Annotated in this window: 10 protein-coding genes and 1 pseudogene; 10 read left to right on the plus strand and 1 reads right to left on the minus strand. The window is 63.0% G+C overall.

Translation table 11 applies throughout. The features are described 5' to 3' along the window. Positions 1-90: 90 nt before the first annotated feature. Positions 91-2,523, minus strand: a complete 2,433-nt coding sequence (locus AC1RGE_RS26835; protein WP_373365351.1) for a penicillin-binding protein 1A — start codon at positions 2,521-2,523, stop codon at positions 91-93. Positions 2,524-2,742: 219 nt separating this feature from the next. Between AC1RGE_RS26835 and pilM the strand changes: the two genes are divergently transcribed. The 10 genes and pseudogenes from pilM (at position 2,743) to AC1RGE_RS26885 (ending at position 16,892) form a co-directional block, all read left to right on the plus strand. After that, a complete protein-coding gene (gene pilM / locus AC1RGE_RS26840; protein WP_011058819.1) occupies positions 2,743-3,804 on the plus strand; it encodes a type IV pilus assembly protein PilM in 1,062 nt (353 codons plus the stop codon). Next, positions 3,804-4,370 carry a PilN domain-containing protein gene (locus AC1RGE_RS26845; RefSeq protein ID WP_011058820.1) on the plus strand — a complete coding sequence of 189 codons (567 nt, stop codon included), beginning with the start codon at positions 3,804-3,806 and terminating at the stop codon, positions 4,368-4,370. Before pilM ends, AC1RGE_RS26845 begins: the two co-directional genes overlap by 1 nt. Further along, a complete protein-coding gene (locus tag AC1RGE_RS26850) occupies positions 4,367-4,990 on the plus strand; it encodes a type IV pilus inner membrane component PilO (protein ID WP_019095186.1) in 624 nt (207 codons plus the stop codon). Before AC1RGE_RS26845 ends, AC1RGE_RS26850 begins: the two co-directional genes overlap by 4 nt. After that, a complete protein-coding gene (locus AC1RGE_RS26855) occupies positions 4,987-5,517 on the plus strand; it encodes a pilus assembly protein PilP (protein WP_011058822.1) in 531 nt (176 codons plus the stop codon). The genes AC1RGE_RS26850 and AC1RGE_RS26855 overlap by 4 nt, the downstream gene beginning before the upstream one ends. 104 nt (positions 5,518-5,621) lie before the next feature. Continuing rightward, positions 5,622-7,283: pseudogene (locus AC1RGE_RS26860) on the plus strand (type IV pilus secretin PilQ); the annotation flags it as partial. A 4-nt stretch (positions 7,284-7,287) separates the two neighbouring features. Continuing rightward, positions 7,288-7,806, plus strand: coding sequence for a shikimate kinase AroK (gene aroK / locus AC1RGE_RS26865; protein WP_011058824.1), 519 nt, complete (start codon positions 7,288-7,290; stop codon positions 7,804-7,806). Positions 7,807-7,951: 145 nt separating this feature from the next. Further along, a complete protein-coding gene (gene aroB, locus AC1RGE_RS26870) occupies positions 7,952-9,052 on the plus strand; it encodes a 3-dehydroquinate synthase (RefSeq protein WP_492585323.1) in 1,101 nt (366 codons plus the stop codon). A 10-nt stretch (positions 9,053-9,062) separates the two neighbouring features. Beyond that, the gene (locus AC1RGE_RS26875) at positions 9,063-10,643 is read left to right on the plus strand and encodes an SPOR domain-containing protein (RefSeq protein ID WP_011058826.1); all 1,581 of its coding nucleotides are present in this window, start codon (positions 9,063-9,065) and stop codon (positions 10,641-10,643) included. 348 nt (positions 10,644-10,991) lie between these two features. Beyond that, complete coding sequence (gene gltB, locus AC1RGE_RS26880) at positions 10,992-15,440, plus strand: glutamate synthase large subunit (protein WP_011058827.1); 4,449 nt, start codon at positions 10,992-10,994, stop codon at positions 15,438-15,440. Between the two features lie 33 nt (positions 15,441-15,473). Continuing rightward, entirely contained in the window at positions 15,474-16,892 is a 1,419-nt protein-coding gene (locus tag AC1RGE_RS26885) for an FAD-dependent oxidoreductase (protein ID WP_011058828.1), read from the plus strand. Positions 16,893-17,059: the final 167 nt, after the last annotated feature.

A 17,059-nucleotide genomic window follows, 5' to 3' on the forward strand; every position in this document is an offset into this window, starting at 1 on the left:
TCGCGAGAGCCGGGGCTTTTTTGTGGGCGCTTGTCCGCTGTAGGATCGGGCACGCCGGCGAAGGTTGCCGCGTTCGCGGCTCCCCTGGCGCTAGAACAGATCGATCGGTGCCGCTTCGTCCGCCGGCAGCGGGCTGCCTGGTACGGCGCCATTGCCCAGTTCATTGACCGAGGGCGGAGTGTCTTCGCTCTTGAACAGTTCGAAGTAGGCATTGGGCGTGCCGGGTGTGGCGGCGCGGCCGCTGACCGGGTCTACCCGCAGGCTGAGAATGCCTTCCGGCTCTGGCTGGGTGTGTGGCGGCTTGTCCTTGAGGGCGGCGCCCATGAAGCTCATCCAGATCGGTAGTGCCACGGTGCCGCCGTATTCGCGGCGCCCCAGGCTTTCCGGCTGGTCGAAACCGGTCCATACGGTGGTCACGTAGTCGGCGTTGTAGCCGGAGAACCAGGCATCCTTGGACTCGTTGGTGGTACCGGTCTTGCCCGCCAGGTCGGTACGGCCCAAGGCCAGTGCGCGGCGTCCGGTACCCAGCTTGATCACGTCCTGGAGCATGCTGTTGAGGATGTAGGTGGTACGGCCATCGATGATCCGCTCGGCAACCGCCGGGGCTTGCGTCGCTGCCGGAGCTGAGGTTTCACCGGCCACGTTGTTGATCGTGAAGTTGTGCTCCGGGGCGGCGATGCCGCTGGTGGCCGTATTGCCGGTGGGGGCGCTTGGCGGGTTGGCGCTGAACAGCAGCTCGCCGTTGCGGCTTTCGATCTTGTCGATGATGTACGGGGTGATCTTGTAGCCGCCGTTGGCAAAGGTGCTCCAGCCGGTGGCGATTTCCATCGGCGTCAGGGTTGCGGTACCCAGGGCCAGGGACAGGTTGCGCGGCAGGTCCTGCTTGTTGAAGCCGAACTTGCTGATGTAGTCGATGGTGCGGTCCACGCCCATGCTCTGCAGCAGGCGGATCGACACCAGGTTGCGCGACTTGTACAGCGCCTCGCGCATGCGGATCGGGCCGAGGAAGGTGTTGGTGTCGTTCTTCGGGCGCCAGACCTTGTCCAGGTATTCGTCGACGAACACGATAGGTGCGTCGTTCACCAGGCTGGCCGGGGTGTAGCCGTTATCCAGGGCGGCGCTATAGATGAACGGCTTGAAGCTGGAGCCGGGCTGGCGCTTGGCCTGCATCGCACGGTTGTAGTTGCTCTGCTCGAAGGCGAAGCCGCCCACCAGGGCGCGGATCGCACCGTTCTGCGGGTCCAGCGTCACCAGGGCGCCCTGGGCGACCGGGATCTGGCTGAACTTCAACGAGTTGTCCGCCTGGCGCTGCACGCGGATCAGGTCGCCGACCTGGGCCACGTCCGCCGGTTGGCGCGGGACCGGGCCCATGCTGTTGGTATTGAGGAACGGCCGGGCCCATTTCATGCTGTCCCAGGCCACATGTTCTTCGCCGTTGCGGGTCAGCACCTGGAGGCCATTCTTCTCTACCAGGGTGACGATCGCCGGTTCCAGGCCGCTGATGGTCCGCTGCTTGGTCAGTTCGCTGGCCCAGGCCGCCTGGGTCTTGCCTGGCAGGCGCGATTCCGGGCCGCGATAGCCGTGGCGCTGGTCGTAGGTCATCAGGCCTTCATGGACCGCGGTGTTGGCCATTTCCTGCAGATCGCTGGGCACCGTGGTGGTGACCCGGAAACCTTCGGTGTAGGCATCGCTGCCATAGCGGCCGACCATTTCGGCCCGGGCCATCTCGGCGATGTACGGGGCGTTCACTTCCGGAGTCGGTACGTGATAGCTGGCGTTCAACGGTTCGTTGATTGCCTCGGTATAGGCCGCTTCGGTGATCTTGCCGAGCTTGTACATGCGCCCCAGGATCCAGTCGCGACGTTCCTTGCTGCGTGCCGGGTTGGCCAGGGGGTTGAAGCGCGAAGGCGCCTTGGGCAGGCCGGCGATCATCGCCATCTGCGCCAGGCTCACGTCACGGATGGACTTGCCGTAATACACCTGGGCCGCTGCCTCGATTCCGTAGGCACGGTTGCCCAGGTAGATCTTGTTGACGTACAGCTCGAGGATCTCGTCCTTGGTCAGCTGCCGTTCGATCTGCAGAGCCAGGAGGATCTCGGTGGTCTTGCGCGAGAAGCTGCGCTCGCTGGTCAGGAAGAAGTTCTTCGCCACTTGCATGGTGATGGTGCTGCCGCCGGACTGGATGTGTCCGCTCTTGACCAGCTGGGTTGCGGCACGCATCAGGCTGCTGGGGTCAACCCCGTAATGGTTAGCGAAGTTGTCGTCTTCAGCACTTAGTAACGCATTGATGAAGTTGGGCGGAATGTCGGCGAAACGTATGGGAGTACGGCGCATTTCACCGAATTCAGCGATCAGTTTGCCGTCGCTGCTGTACACCCGCAGGGGAATCTGCAACTGGATGCTTCTCAGGGCCTCAACCGACGGCAAGCCGGGACTAAGATAGAGAAACGCACCGGAGAGGGCGAGGAGGAGCCCGCAGAACACCGCGACGATGGACCACCCGAAAAACTTCAGCAGACGAATCAAGGCTTTTGGATTTCCAGAGAAAGGAATGAATTAGGCGTCAGGGCATTCACGGACATCAGGGGCCGGCCCACGCAGCAGGTAAAAGCGGAAAAAAACGCTGGGCATTATAAGCATTTTCCGCCGAGAGCGTCATTTGCCCGTCTGTCAAGACGTGACCATTGAACGCAATGCAGCTTAAGCAGTCCGTAAGTCACGGATAGTCATAGGGAATTGGTCGTGCTTGGACTCTTCAGCAAAAAGCCGAGTTCCCTTATGGGGATCGATATCAATGCGACATCGGTCACGCTTCTGGCCCTGGGGCGCCAGGGGCAGGGGTACCGGGTCGAGGCCTACGCCAGGGAGCCCCTGGCGCCCAATACTGTGCTTGACCAGCACATTGCCGACCCCGAGGCCCTGGCCGCGGCCCTGTCCCGCGCCTGGCTCAAGACGGGCAGCCGGCTCAAGGGGGCGGCGGTAGCGGTGGTCGGCGAGGCGGTGATCAGCAAACTGATCGAGATGCCGGCGGGCCTGCACACCGACGAACTGGAGCAGCAGGTCCGGCTGGAAGCCGGCCAGTACATTCCCTATCCCCTGGAAGACGTGGCCCTGGATTTTGAAGTGCAGGGGCCGGTGCCCGGTAATCCGCAGCGGGTTCAGGTGCTGCTGGTAGCCTGTCGCAACGAGCGGGTAGAAGCTCTGGAAACGGTATTGGGCCTGGCCGGCCTGACAGCCCGGGTGGTGGATACCCAGCCCCTGGCTCTGGAGCGCTGCCTGTTGCTGCTGGCGGCGCACCTGCCGCTGGCGACTCCTGGCGCCGTGGCGTTGCTGGATATAGGCCCGGCCCTCAGCCGTTTCAGCGTCCTGCACGGCCAGCGAGTGATCTATAGCCGTGAGCAGCTTTTCGGTAGCGGGCTGCTGATGGAAGCGCTCCAGCGTCGATACGGGCTGACACTGGAGCAGGCATTGCTGGCGCAGAGCCAGGGCCGTTTGCCACAGGGCTGCGCCGAAGAGTTGCTGCAACCCTTCGAGCAGGAAGTGCTGCAACAGGTCAGCCGTTCCCTGCAGCAGTTCGCCACCTCGCCTCAGCAACAGCCCCTGGTGCAACTGCTGCTGGCCGGAGACGGTAGCGGCCTGGCCGGCCTGGAACGCCGGGTGGAGGGCGAGACAGGCATCGATACGTCGCTGGCCAATCCTTTCCGGGCCATGCCGATGGGGCCTCGAGTCGACCCCCAGGTATTGAATGAACAGGCGCCGAACCTGCTCCTGGCCTGTGGCCTGGCCCTGCGAGGGTTCGACTGATGGCGCGGATCAACCTGTTGCCCTGGCGCGAGGCCTCGCGCGAACTGAGGCGTCGGCGTTTCCTGCAGATGCTGGCGATGATGGTCGTGCTCGGGGCCGGGGTCATTCTGTTGGCCGACGCCTATATAAGCCGGGTGATCGAGCGCCAGCATTTGCGCAACCAGTATCTGGGCCAGGCGACGGCACGCCTGGATGAGCAGATCGCCAGCATCCAGGGGCTCAAGGCGCAACGACAGCAGTTGCTCGAACGCATGGGCATCATCGAAGAGCTGCAGGGCAACCGCTCCAACAGTGTGCGGATTTTTCAGCAGTTGGCCCGCAGCCTGCCTGATGGCGTGTACTTCACCGAGGTGGATCTGCAGGGGCAGAACCTTGGAATCAGCGGTGCCGCCGAGTCAAACAACAGGGTGTCCGACCTGATGCGCAATCTGCAGGCTGCCGAGGGTTTTGCTGCCCCCAGCCTGACCGAGGTGAAGAACGCGGTGGACGCCCAGCAAGGGCTGAACAACCTGTTCCGGCTGAATGTCGGGCAGACGCCCGGGCCAGCCGGGGAGCTTCGGCAATGACCCCCCGACAATGGCTGGCAGAGTTGCGGCGTATCGATCTGCGGGAGCTGGAGCTGGCCAACCTGGGCTCGTGGCCCGGGCCGGCCAGGAGTCTGGTGGCGGCCCTGCTTCTGCTGCTGGTTCTGCTAGTGGGCTACGGCTTTTACCTGAGCCCGCACCTGGAGCAACTGGAGCGCCAGCGCCAGGAGGAAACTCGTCTCCGGCAGGAGTTTGCCGGCAAGGCGCGCCAGGGAGCCAATTTGCCGCGCTACCAGGAGCAGTTGGCCGTCATACGCAACAGCTTCGACCTGCTGTTGCGTCAGTTGCCCAGCGACACCGAGGTCCCCGGCCTGCTGGAGGACATCAGTCGCGTGGGACTGGGCAGTGGCCTGGCCTTCGAGGAAATCAGGCTGCAACCGGAGGTGGCCAGGCAGTTCTACGTCGAGTTGCCGATCCAGATTACTGTCACCGGGGCCTATCACGACCTGGCGAGCTTCGTCAGTGGCGTCGCCGGCCTGCCGCGCATCGTCACCTTGCATGATTTTCGCATTCAGCCTGTGGCGGTGGGCAATCCGGCGCTGTTGCGCATGAGCATCGAGGCGCGCACCTACAGGTACGACGCTCCGGAGCCGCACTCATGAGGCGCCTGCGCTGGGCGGTGCTTGGCTGCCTTTGTGCCGGGCTGTGGGGGTGTGGTGGCGCCGATGACGACTTTGCCGACCTGGACGCCTACATGAACCAGATGCGCCTGCAAGCGCCCGGGCCGATTGAACCAATGCCGGTAATCCGGTCTTACCCCTCGTTCACCTATGACGCCAGCGCATTGCGTAGTCCGTTCCAGCCGCCGCAAAGGCTTGACCTGGCGGCCCGTCGGCAAGGGGCCAGTGCGGTCCGGCCCGACCCGCAGCGAGCCCGGCAATACCTGGAGGGGTTCGATATCGAGCAGTTGCAAATGGTCGGGACCCTGTCCAACGCCTCCGGGAGCTTTGCCCTGTTGCGCGGCGCAGGTGGCATCCACCGCTTGCAGGTGGGCGACTACCTGGGGCGCAACGAAGGCCGGGTTGTGACCATCAGCGAATCGCAGATCGAGGTGGTGGAAATTGTTCCCGATGGAGCGGGAGCCTGGCTGGAGCGGCCGCGAACACTGGCGCTGAAAAAACACTCTTAAGTGGAATCTGGAAAATGAACAGGACTGTTTCAGCCCTCGGTGTAGCGCTATGGATAGCGCTGCTGGCACCGCTGGTCGGCGCCGCCGAGCTCAAGCCCGCTGCTCCGGGGACGGCAGCTCGGGCGCCTGCAAAGCCGCAGGCAGTAGCCGGGTCGATACGCGGCGTGGATTTTCAGCGCGGCGAGGAGGGCGAAGGCAATGTGCTGATCGACCTGTCCGACCCGCGCATCGCTGTCGATGTCCAGCGGCGCGAGGGCCGGATCGTCCTCGATTTCGCCCGTACCCAACTGCCCGAGACGCTGCGGGTTCGCCTGGACGTCAAGGATTTCGCCACCCCGGTGCAGTACATCACTGCGGATACGGCTGCCGGGCGTACCACCGTCACCCTGGAGCCCAAGGGTGCCTTCGACTATTCCACCTTCCAGACCGACAACCGCCTGACGGTCAGTGTCCGCCCCCTGGCCGAGACCAGCAGCAGGGCGGCTGCGGCCCGACCTGCCTACAAGGGGGAAAAGCTCTCGCTGAACTTTCAGGACATCGAGGTGCGCTCGGTGCTGCAACTGATCGCCGATTTCACGGGCCTCAACCTGGTGGCCAGCGACACGGTGCAGGGCGGCATCACCCTGCGCCTGCAGAACGTGCCCTGGGATCAGGCCCTGGATCTGGTGCTACGGACCAAAGGCCTTGATTCACGCAAGATCGGCAATGTGCTGCTGGTGGCTCCGGCGGATGAGATTGCCGCCCGGGAGCGTCAGGAGCTGGAGTCACAGAAGCAGCTGGAGGACCTGGCGCCGTTGCGTCGGGAGCTGCTGCAGGTCAACTACGCCAAGGCAGCGGACATCGCCAAGCTGTTCCAGTCGGTGACCCGCGCCGAGGAAAAAGCCGATGAGCGTGGCTCGATCACCGTGGACGAACGCACCAACAGCATCATTGCCTACCAGAGCCAGGAGCGCCTCGACGAACTTCGGCGCATCGTCGCCCAGCTGGATGTTCCGGTGCGCCAGGTGATGATCGAAGCGCGCATCGTCGAGGCCAACGTTGACTACGACAAGAGCCTGGGCGTGCGCTGGGGCGGCTCGGTGCAGAACCAGGGCAACTGGAGCGCCAGCGGGGTGCAGAACGCTGCCGGCGGTTCCAGCAGCATCGGCGCTCCGGGCAGCGGCGGCAGCAACTCACCCTTTGTCGATCTGGGGGCTAGTGCCCATACCTCGGGCATCGGTATCGCCTACATCACCGACAACGTGCTGCTGGACCTGGAGTTGACCGCCATGGAGAAGACCGGCAACGGCGAGATCGTTTCCCAGCCCAAGGTGGTCACCTCCGACAAGGAAACCGCAAAGATCCTCAAGGGCACCGAGATCCCCTACCAGGAAGCCAGCTCCAGCGGCGCTACCTCGGTGTCCTTCAAGGAGGCGTCGCTGTCGCTTGAAGTGACGCCGCAGATCACCCCGGACAACCGCATCATCATGGAGGTCAAGGTCACCAAGGATGAGCCGGACTACCTTAACAAGGTCCAGGATGTACCGCCGATCAAGAAGAACGAGGTCAATGCCAAGGTCCTGGTCAACGACGGGGCGACCATCGTCATCGGCGGGGTTTTCTCGAATACCCAGAGCAAGGTTGTAGATAAAGTGCCATTTCTTGGCGATGTGCCGTATCTTGGCCGCCTTTTCCGGCGTGACGTGGTGTCGGAGAAAAAATCCGAGCTGCTGGTATTTCTCACTCCGCGTATCATGAACAACCAGGCGATTGCTGTGAGTCGTTGATTCTGTGCGAAATTTGATTCTTGTTGGGCCGATGGGGGCTGGAAAAAGCACCATCGGTCGCTTACTGGCCAAAGAGCTGCGCCTGCCATTCAAAGATTCCGATAAGGAAATTGAACTGCGTACAGGCGCGAATATCCCGTGGATCTTCGATAAGGAAGGCGAACCGGGCTTTCGTGATCGCGAACAGGCGATGATCGCCGAGCTCTGTGGCACTGACGGCGTGGTCCTGGCCACTGGCGGTGGTGCAGTGATGCGCGAGGCCAATCGTCGGGCGCTGCACGCTGGCGGACGAGTGGTCTATCTGCACGCCTCGGTCGAGCAACAGGTGGGGCGCACCGCCCGGGACCGCAATCGTCCCCTGCTGCGCACCGCCGATCCGGCCAAGACCCTGCGCGACCTGCTGGAAATCCGCGACCCGCTTTATCGGGAAATCGCCGATCTGGTGGTGGAAACCGATGAGCGGCCGCCACGAATGGTGGTGCTGGACATACTGGAGCGCCTGCAGCAGCTGCCACCCCGTTAATGCGTCGAGCGAAATGCGTTATTCTCGGCGTCGCGCCAGACCGCCAAGGTGTGGCGCAGAGCTATCGGGCTGCGTCAGAAGACCAGACGAGGCCCATCGTCAATGCAGGGCACAATGCCTGCTTCCATCTTCACTGTGGGGACACATGCAGACACTTAAGGTCGATCTAGGCGAGCGCAGCTACCCGATTCACATTGGTGAAGGTCTGTTGGACCAGCCCGAGCTGCTGGTGCCGCATATCGCCGGGCGGCAAGTGGCGATCATTTCCAATGAGACCGTCGCGCCGCTTTACCTTGAGCGTCTGGCCCGCAGCCTGGGGCAGTTCTCGGTGATCTCGGTGGTCCTGCCCGATGGCGAGGCCTACAAGAACTGGGAAACCCTGCAGTTGATCTTCGATGGCCTGCTCACTGCGCGCCACGATCGACGCACTACCATCATCGCCCTCGGTGGCGGCGTGATCGGTGACATGGCCGGCTTTGCCGCGGCCTGCTACCAGCGGGGCGTGGATTTCATCCAGATTCCTACCACCCTCCTGTCCCAGGTGGACTCTTCGGTGGGCGGCAAGACCGGTATCAACCACCCGCTGGGCAAGAACATGGTCGGCGCCTTCTACCAGCCGAACGTGGTGCTGATCGATACCACCAGCCTTAACACCCTGCCCAGCCGCGAGCTGTCGGCAGGTCTGGCGGAGGTGATCAAGTACGGACTGATCTGCGACGAGCCCTTCCTCACCTGGCTGGAAGAGAATGTCGACCGCCTGCGGGCCCTGGACCAGCAGGCCCTGACTTACGCCATCGAGCGCTCCTGTGCGGCCAAGGCCGCGGTAGTGGGTGCCGACGAACGTGAATCGGGAGTGCGGGCCACCCTCAACCTGGGGCATACCTTCGGCCACGCCATCGAAACCCACATGGGGTACGGTGTGTGGCTGCACGGCGAGGCGGTGGCTGCTGGCACCGTAATGGCCCTGGAAATGTCCGCGCGCCTGGGCTGGATCACCAGCCAGGAGCGTGACCGCGGTATTCGCCTGTTCCAGCGCGCGGGCTTGCCGGTCATCCCGCCAGAGGAAATGAGCGAAGCGGATTTTCTCGAACACATGGCAATTGACAAGAAAGTGATCGACGGTCGTTTGCGTCTGGTGCTGTTGCGCCGCATGGGCGAAGCCGTAGTGACCGACGATTATCCGAAAGAGGTTTTACAGGCCACGCTGGGAGCGGACTACCGCGCCCTGGCTCAGCTTAAAGGTTAATAAGATCCCGATGACTAGTTTGCACGCCGACGAGGCTTTCCTCGGCCATTACCAGTTGAGCCACGATCCTTTCGCTCCCCGGGTCCCTGGCTTCAAGTTCTTTCCTGCCCAGCGCAAGCCCGTATTGGGGCAACTGCATCACCTGGCCCGCTACAGCCAGTTGCTACTGGTGGTCACCGGGCCTCAGGGCAGCGGCAAGACCCTGCTGCGCCAGGCGCTGGTAGCCAGTACCAACAAGCAATCGGTGCAGAGCGTGGTGGTGTCGGCCCGCGGCGCCGGCGACGCTGCTGGCGTGTTGCGCCAGGTGGCCCAGGCGCTGAACGTGGCCGAGGCCGAAATCGGCGCGATCCTCGCCCAGATAGTGCAGCTGGCCCTGACCGGTCAGGAAGTCTATCTGCTGGTGGATGACGCCGAGCAGCTCGACGAGTCCGCCCTCGAGGCCCTGCTGGCCCTGGCGGCCGGCGCTCCGGAAGGTCGCCCCCATGTGTTCCTGTTCGGCGAGTCGTCGCTGATCGCCGCACTGGACCAGCTCAATACCGAGGAAGAGCGCTTCCACGTCATCGAGTTGCAGCCTTATACCGAAGAGGAAACCCGCGAATATCTGGCCCAGCGGCTTGAAGGTGCGGGGCAGGGCATCGAACTTTTCTCCGCAGATCAGATCAGTGATATTCACGAAGGCTCCGATGGCTGGCCGGGCAACATCAACCAGGTCGCCAGGGATGCAATGATCGAAGCAATGATCGCCAGCCGCTCTGCGGTCAAGCGTCCAAGTATGGGGTTCAACATGCCGAAGAAACACGTATTGGCCATCTCCGCTGTCGTGGTGGTGGCCGTGGCCGCGGCCTGGTTGATGCCGGGCCGCAGCAAGGCTCCAACCACCGGCGCTCCGGCCAATGAGCAAGCGCAGCTGCCTTTGGGGCAAGCACCGACACCCAATGCCAATGGCAGTCCGTCAGTGGAGTTCGCCGGTTCGTCACAGCCAATGCCGCTGCCGTTGGTCGGCCAGTCGCAGCCCGTGATGCGCGGCCCTCTGGCCGAAGCCGCAGGGGGTATCAGTGAGGGTGACGACGGGGTACCGGTTGAAGGCTCCAGCGCCGTTCCACCGACCGTGACCACCACCGCGCCGCCTGCTGGGGCTACGGCTGGCCCGACGCCGACTCCGGCAGCGCGTCCAACCCCGGCACCGACCCAGGTGGCCACGGCCAAGCCTGCACCTGCCGCCAAGCCGGCAGAGAAACCAGTGGCAGCCAAGCCTGCTCCGGCCAAGCCGGCCGAGAAGCCGGTCACTGTGGCCAAGGCCGCCGGTGGCAGCTGGTACGCTGGCCAGGCGCCAGGCAACTACGTGGTGCAGATCCTCGGCACCAGCTCGGAAGCCACCGCGCAGAACTTCGTCAAGGAACAGGGCGGCGAATACCGCTACTTCAAGAAAGTCCTCAACGGCAAGCCGCTGTATGTGATCACCTACGGCAACTTCGCAAGCCGCGATGCAGCGGTCAGCGCCATCAAATCCTTGCCAGCGAAGGTTCAGGCTGGTAAACCTTGGCCTCGCACTGTCGCTAGCGTTCAACAAGAACTGGCAACAACTCGCTGAAGATTCGGCGGCCTTACCCAGGCCGCCTCTCCCGGCAACCTCAAATTTCCGCATCGGCATGCTGCCTTACAGGCCGCGTGCCTTGTGGTGTCTGCGTCACAGTAGTTTTTGAGTCGCGGCAGTCAAAAGCAAAACTTTTTGACTAGCACAGCATATCGCTTTAAAACGTTCATAAATGCGACATGAATTTACGACAGATCGTCGCTAAATTTGTGGGGCTTTGTGTCGGTGTGTACAATGACCTCCCTTTTGCCCCCGCAAAGCTGGCGTACGTTCGGCGCGGAATGCAAGTGGTTGAATTGAAAAGAAATTTGCCTCTAAAAGAGGCAGCCTGGTGAGAAAGTGTCTATGAAAGCAGGTCTGTACCAACCAGATGAATTTAAGGATAACTGTGGTTTCGGCCTGATAGCCCATATGCAGGGCGAACCCAGTCATACCCTGTTGAAAACGGCCATTGAGGCCCTGACCTGCATGACCCACCGCGGTGGGATCAACGCGGACGGCAAGACCGGCGACGGTTGCGGTCTGCTGATGCAAAAGCCCGACCTGTTCCTGCGCGCAGTCGCCACGGAGCACTTCGGCATCGAGCTGCCCAAGCAATATGCGGTGGGCATGGTGTTCTTCAACCAGGACCCGGTGAAAGCCGAAGCCGCTCGCGAAAACATGAACCGCGAGATCCTCGCCGCCGGCCTGCAACTGGTGGGCTGGCGCAAAGTACCGATCGATACCAGTGTGCTCGGGCGTCTGGCCCTGGAGCGCCTGCCACAGATCGAACAAGTATTCATCGGCGGCCAGGGCCTGAGCGACCAGGATTTCGCCATCAAGCTGTTCAGCTCCCGTCGTCGCTCCTCGGTGGCCAACGCCGCCGACACCGACCACTACATCTGCAGCTTTTCCCACAAGACCATCATCTATAAGGGCCTGATGATGCCGGCGGACCTCGCCGCCTTCTATCCGGACCTGGGTGACGAGCGCCTGCAAACCGCGATCTGCGTGTTTCACCAGCGCTTCTCCACCAACACCCTGCCGAAATGGCCGCTGGCCCAGCCATTCCGCTTCCTCGCCCACAACGGCGAGATCAACACCATCACCGGCAACCGCAACTGGGCCGTGGCCCGGCGCACCAAGTTCGCCAACGACTTGATCCCGGACCTGGAAGAACTCGGCCCGCTGGTCAACCGCGTGGGTTCCGACTCCTCGAGCATGGACAACATGCTGGAGCTGATGGTCACCGGCGGCATCGACCTGTTCCGCGGCGTGCGCATGATCATTCCGCCAGCGTGGCAGAACGTCGAGACCATGGACGCCGACCTGCGCGCGTTCTACGAATACAACTCGATGCACATGGAACCGTGGGACGGCCCGGCCGGCGTGGTCATGACCGACGGCCGCTACGCCGTCTGCCTGCTGGACCGCAACGGCCTGCGCCCGGCGCGCTGGGTCACCACCCAGAACGGCTTCATCACCCTGGCTTCGGAAATCGGCGTGTGGAACTACCAGCCCGAGGACGTGATCGCCAAGGGCCGGGTCGGCCCGGGCCAGATCTTTGCCGTGGACACCGAGACCGGGCAGATCCTCGACACCGACGCCATCGACAACCGTCTGAAGTCCCGTCATCCGTACAAGCAATGGCTGCGCAAGAATGCCCTGCGCATCCAGGCCACCATGGAAGACAACGACCACGGTTCGGCCTTCTACGACGTCGACCAGCTCAAGCAGTACATGAAGATGTACCAGGTCACCTTCGAAGAGCGTGACCAGGTACTGCGTCCGCTGGGCGAGCAGGGCTACGAAGCGGTGGGTTCGATGGGCGACGACACGCCGATGGCGGTGCTGTCCCAGCGCGTGCGTACCCCTTACGACTATTTCCGCCAGCAGTTCGCCCAGGTCACCAACCCGCCGATCGACCCGCTGCGTGAAGCCATCGTCATGTCCCTGGAGATCTGCCTCGGTGCCGAGCGCAACATCTTCCAGGAGTCGCCTGAGCATGCTTCGCGAGTGATCCTCAGCTCGCCAGTGATCTCCCCGGCCAAGTGGCGTTCGTTGATGAACCTCGATCGCCCGGGCTTCGAGCGCCAGGTCATCGACCTCAACTACGACGAGAGCGTCGGCCTGGAAGCCGCGATCCGCAATGTCGCCGACCAGGCTGAAGAAGCCGCTCGCGCCGGCCGCACCCAGATCGTCCTCAGCGACCGCCATATCGCTCCGGGCAAGTTGCCGATCCACGCCTCCCTGGCCACCGGCGCGGTGCACCACCGCCTGACCGAAAAGGGCCTGCGCTGCGACTCCAACATCCTCGTGGAAACCGCCACCGCCCGCGATCCGCACCACTTCGCGGTGCTGATCGGGTTCGGCGCCTCGGCGGTCTATCCGTTCCTGGCCTACGAAGTGCTGGGCGACCTGATCCGTACCGGTGAAGTGCTGGGCGACCTCTACGAGGTGTTCAAGAACTACCGCAAGGGCATCACCAAGGGCCTGCTGAAGATCCTGTCGAAGATGGGCATCTCCACCATCGCCTCTTACCGTGGCGCGCAGCTGTTCGAAGCCATCGGCCTGTCCGAGGAGGTCTGCAACCTGAGCTTCCGTGGCGTGCCGAGCCGGATCAAGGGCGCACGTTTCGTCGACATCGAAGCCGAGCAGAAAGCCCTGGCGACCGAGGCCTGGAGCCCGCGCAAGCCGATCCAGCAAGGCGGCCTGCTAAAGTTCGTCCACGGTGGCGAGTACCACGCCTACAACCCGGACGTGGTCAACACCCTGCAAGCCGCCGTGCAGCAGGGCGACTACGCCAAGTTCAAGGAATACACCGCGCTGGTGGACAACCGCCCGGTGTCGATGATCCGCGACCTGTTCCAGGTGAAGACCCTGGACACGCCGATGGACATCAGCGAAGTCGAGCCCCTGGAGTCGATCCTCAAGCGCTTCGACTCTGCCGGTATCTCCCTGGGTGCCCTGTCGCCGGAGGCTCACGAAGCCCTGGCCGAAGCCATGAACCGCCTCGGCGCGCGTTCCAACTCCGGTGAGGGCGGCGAAGACCCGGCGCGCTACGGCACCATCAAGAGCTCGAAGATCAAGCAAGTGGCCACTGGCCGTTTCGGCGTGACCCCGGAATACCTGGTCAACGCCGAAGTGCTGCAGATCAAGGTGGCCCAGGGCGCCAAGCCCGGCGAGGGCGGCCAGCTGCCTGGTGGCAAGGTCAACGGCCTGATCGCCAAGCTGCGCTACGCAGTCCCCGGCGTGACCCTGATTTCGCCTCCGCCGCACCACGACATCTATTCGATCGAAGACTTGTCGCAGCTGATCTTCGACCTCAAGCAGGTCAACCCTCAGGCGCTGGTGTCGGTGAAGCTGGTGGCCGAAGCCGGCGTTGGTACCATCGCTGCCGGTGTGGCCAAGGCCTATGCCGACCTGATCACCATCTCCGGCTACGACGGCGGTACCGGCGCTTCGCCGCTGACCTCCATCAAGTACGCCGGTGCGCCGTGGGAACTGGGCCTGGCGGAAACCCACCAGACCCTGCGCGGCAACGACCTGCGCGGCAAGGTCCGGGTGCAGACCGACGGCGGGCTGAAAACCGGCCTCGACGTGATCAAGGCAGCCATCCTCGGCGCCGAGAGCTTCGGCTTCGGCACCGCGCCGATGATCGCCCTGGGCTGCAAGTACCTGCGCATCTGCCACCTGAACAACTGCGCCACCGGCGTGGCCACCCAGAACGAGAAACTGCGCAAGGATCACTACATCGGCACTGTCGACATGGTGGTGAACTTCTTCACCTACGTCGCCGAGGAAACCCGTGAGTGGCTGGCCAAGCTTGGCGTGCGTTCCCTGGAGCAACTGATCGGCCGGACCGACCTGCTGGAGGTGCTGGAAGGCCAGACCGCCAAGCAGCATCACCTGGACCTGACCCCGTTGCTGGGCAGTGACCACATTCCGGCGGACAAGCCGCAGTTCTGCCAGGTGGACCGCAACCCGCCGTTCGACAAGGGCCTGCTGGCCGAGAAAATGGTCGAGATGGCCCGCTCGGCGATCAATGACAAGAGCGGCGCCGATTTCGCCCTGGATATCTGCAACTGCGACCGCTCCATCGGCGCACGGATCTCCGGCGAGATCGCCAGGCTCCACGGCAACCAGGGCATGGCCCAGGCGCCTATCACGTTCCGCTTCAAGGGCACTGCGGGGCAGAGCTTCGGCGTGTGGAACGCCGGCGGCCTGAACCTCTACCTGGAAGGCGACGCCAACGACTACGTGGGCAAGGGCATGACCGGCGGCAAGCTGGTGATCGTTCCGCCCAAGGGCAGCGTCTACAAGACCCAGGACAGCGCCATTATCGGCAACACCTGCCTGTACGGCGCCACCGGCGGCAAGCTGTTCGCCGCTGGCACCGCGGGTGAGCGTTTCGCCGTGCGCAACTCCGGTGCCCACACCGTGGTTGAAGGCACTGGCGATCACTGCTGCGAGTACATGACCGGTGGTTTCGTCTGCGTCCTGGGCAAGACCGGTTACAACTTCGGCTCAGGCATGACCGGCGGTTTCGCTTATGTGCTGGACCAGGACAACACCTTCGTTGACCGGGTCAACCACGAACTGGTGGAAATCCAACGGATCAGCGGCGAAGCGATGGAAGCCTATCGCAGCCACCTGCAGCGCGTGCTGAACGAGTACGTCGAGGAAACCGACAGCGAATGGGGCCGTAACCTCGCCGAGAACCTCGACGACTACCTGCGCCGTTTCTGGCTGGTCAAGCCCAAGGCTGCCAGCTTGAAGTCGTTGCTTTCCAGCACCCGTGCCAACCCGCAGTGATATGCGCCTGAAGAGTGTGATGAGGTTTTGATAATGGCTGAACGTCTGAATAACGACTTCCAGTTCATCGATGTCGGGCGCAAGGATCCGAAGAAGAAACTGTTGCGTCAACGCAAGAAAGAGTTCGTGGAAATCTACGAACCCTTCAAACCCCAGCAGTCGGCCGACCAGGCCCACCGCTGCCTGGGTTGTGGTAACCCGTACTGTGAATGGAAGTGCCCGGTGCACAACTTCATTCCCAACTGGCTCAAGCTGGTGGCCGAGGGCAACATCCTCGCCGCCGCCGAGCTGTCGCACCAGACCAACACCCTGCCGGAAGTCTGCGGCCGGGTGTGCCCGCAGGATCGTCTGTGCGAGGGTGCCTGCACCCTCAACGACGGCTTTGGTGCGGTGACCATCGGTTCGGTGGAGAAGTACATCACCGACACCGCCTTCGCCATGGGCTGGCGCCCGGACATGTCCAAGGTCAAGCCCACCGGCAAACGCGTGGCGATCATTGGTGCGGGCCCGGCGGGCCTGGGCTGTGCCGACGTGCTGGTGCGTGGCGGCGTGACCCCGGTGGTGTTCGACAAGAACCCGGAAATCGGCGGTCTGCTGACCTTCGGTATCCCCGAGTTCAAGCTGGAAAAGACCGTGCTGAGCAATCGTCGCGAAGTCTTCAGCGGCATGGGCATCGAGTTCCGCCTCAACACCGAGGTGGGCAAGGACGTGACCATGGAGCAACTGCTCGCCGAATACGATGCGGTGTTCATGGGCATGGGCACCTACACCTACATGAAGGGCGGCTTTGCCGGTGAGGACCTGCCGGGCGTCTATGACGCGCTGGATTTCCTGATCGCCAACGTCAACCGCAACCTGGGCTTTGAAAAGTCGCCGGAAGACTTCGTCGACATGAAAGGCAAGAAGGTGGTGGTGCTGGGCGGTGGCGACACCGCGATGGACTGCAACCGCACCTCGATCCGCCAGGGCGCCAAGTCGGTGACCTGCGCCTATCGTCGTGACGAAGCCAACATGCCCGGCTCGCGCAAAGAGGTGAAGAACGCCAAGGAAGAAGGCGTGAAGTTCCTCTACAACCGCCAGCCGATCGCCATTGTCGGTGAAGACCGCGTCGAAGGCGTGAAGGTGGTCGAGACCCGTCTCGGCGAGCCGGACGCCCGTGGCCGCCGCAGCCCCGAGCCGATCCCGGGTTCTGAAGAGATCATCCCGGCCGACGCCGTGGTCATCGCCTTCGGTTTCCGTCCAAGCCCGGCACCATGGTTCGAGCAGTTCAGCATCCAGACCGACAGCCAGGGCCGTGTCGTGGCCCCGGAACAGGGCCAGTTCAAGCACCAGACCAGCAACCCGAAGATCTTTGCCGGTGGTGACATGGTGCGCGGTTCTGATCTTGTGGTGACGGCGATCTTCGAAGGGCGCAACGCCGCCGAAGGCATCCTCGACTACCTGGGCGTTTAAGCTGCTGCGCTCGGCAATGCTGCGTTGAAAACAGACTCGGAATGCTCATTGACAGCAGTCAACTCCGCTTCCTCGTCTGTTTTCGCCTTGCCTTGCCTTCGCTCGCGACGCTTAAACAACTGCTTGTAGTCCGCGACAAATTGACCTGATACATAAAAGGCACGGCT

It is taken from the genome of Pseudomonas sp. GW823-FHT02C05 (assembly GCF_058797595.1).

Coding starts and splice junctions, on each gene's coding strand:
- AC1RGE_RS26845 (WP_011058820.1), top strand. CDS start 3,804: ATGGCGCGGATCAACCTGTTGCCCTGGCGCGAGGCCTCGCGCGAACTG.
- AC1RGE_RS26850 (WP_019095186.1), top strand. CDS start 4,367: ATGACCCCCCGACAATGGCTGGCAGAGTTGCGGCGTATCGATCTGCGG.
- AC1RGE_RS26855 (WP_011058822.1), top strand. CDS start 4,987: ATGAGGCGCCTGCGCTGGGCGGTGCTTGGCTGCCTTTGTGCCGGGCTG.
- aroB (WP_492585323.1), top strand. CDS start 7,952: ATGCAGACACTTAAGGTCGATCTAGGCGAGCGCAGCTACCCGATTCAC.
- AC1RGE_RS26875 (WP_011058826.1), top strand. CDS start 9,063: ATGACTAGTTTGCACGCCGACGAGGCTTTCCTCGGCCATTACCAGTTG.
- gltB (WP_011058827.1), top strand. CDS start 10,992: ATGAAAGCAGGTCTGTACCAACCAGATGAATTTAAGGATAACTGTGGT.
- AC1RGE_RS26885 (WP_011058828.1), top strand. CDS start 15,474: ATGGCTGAACGTCTGAATAACGACTTCCAGTTCATCGATGTCGGGCGC.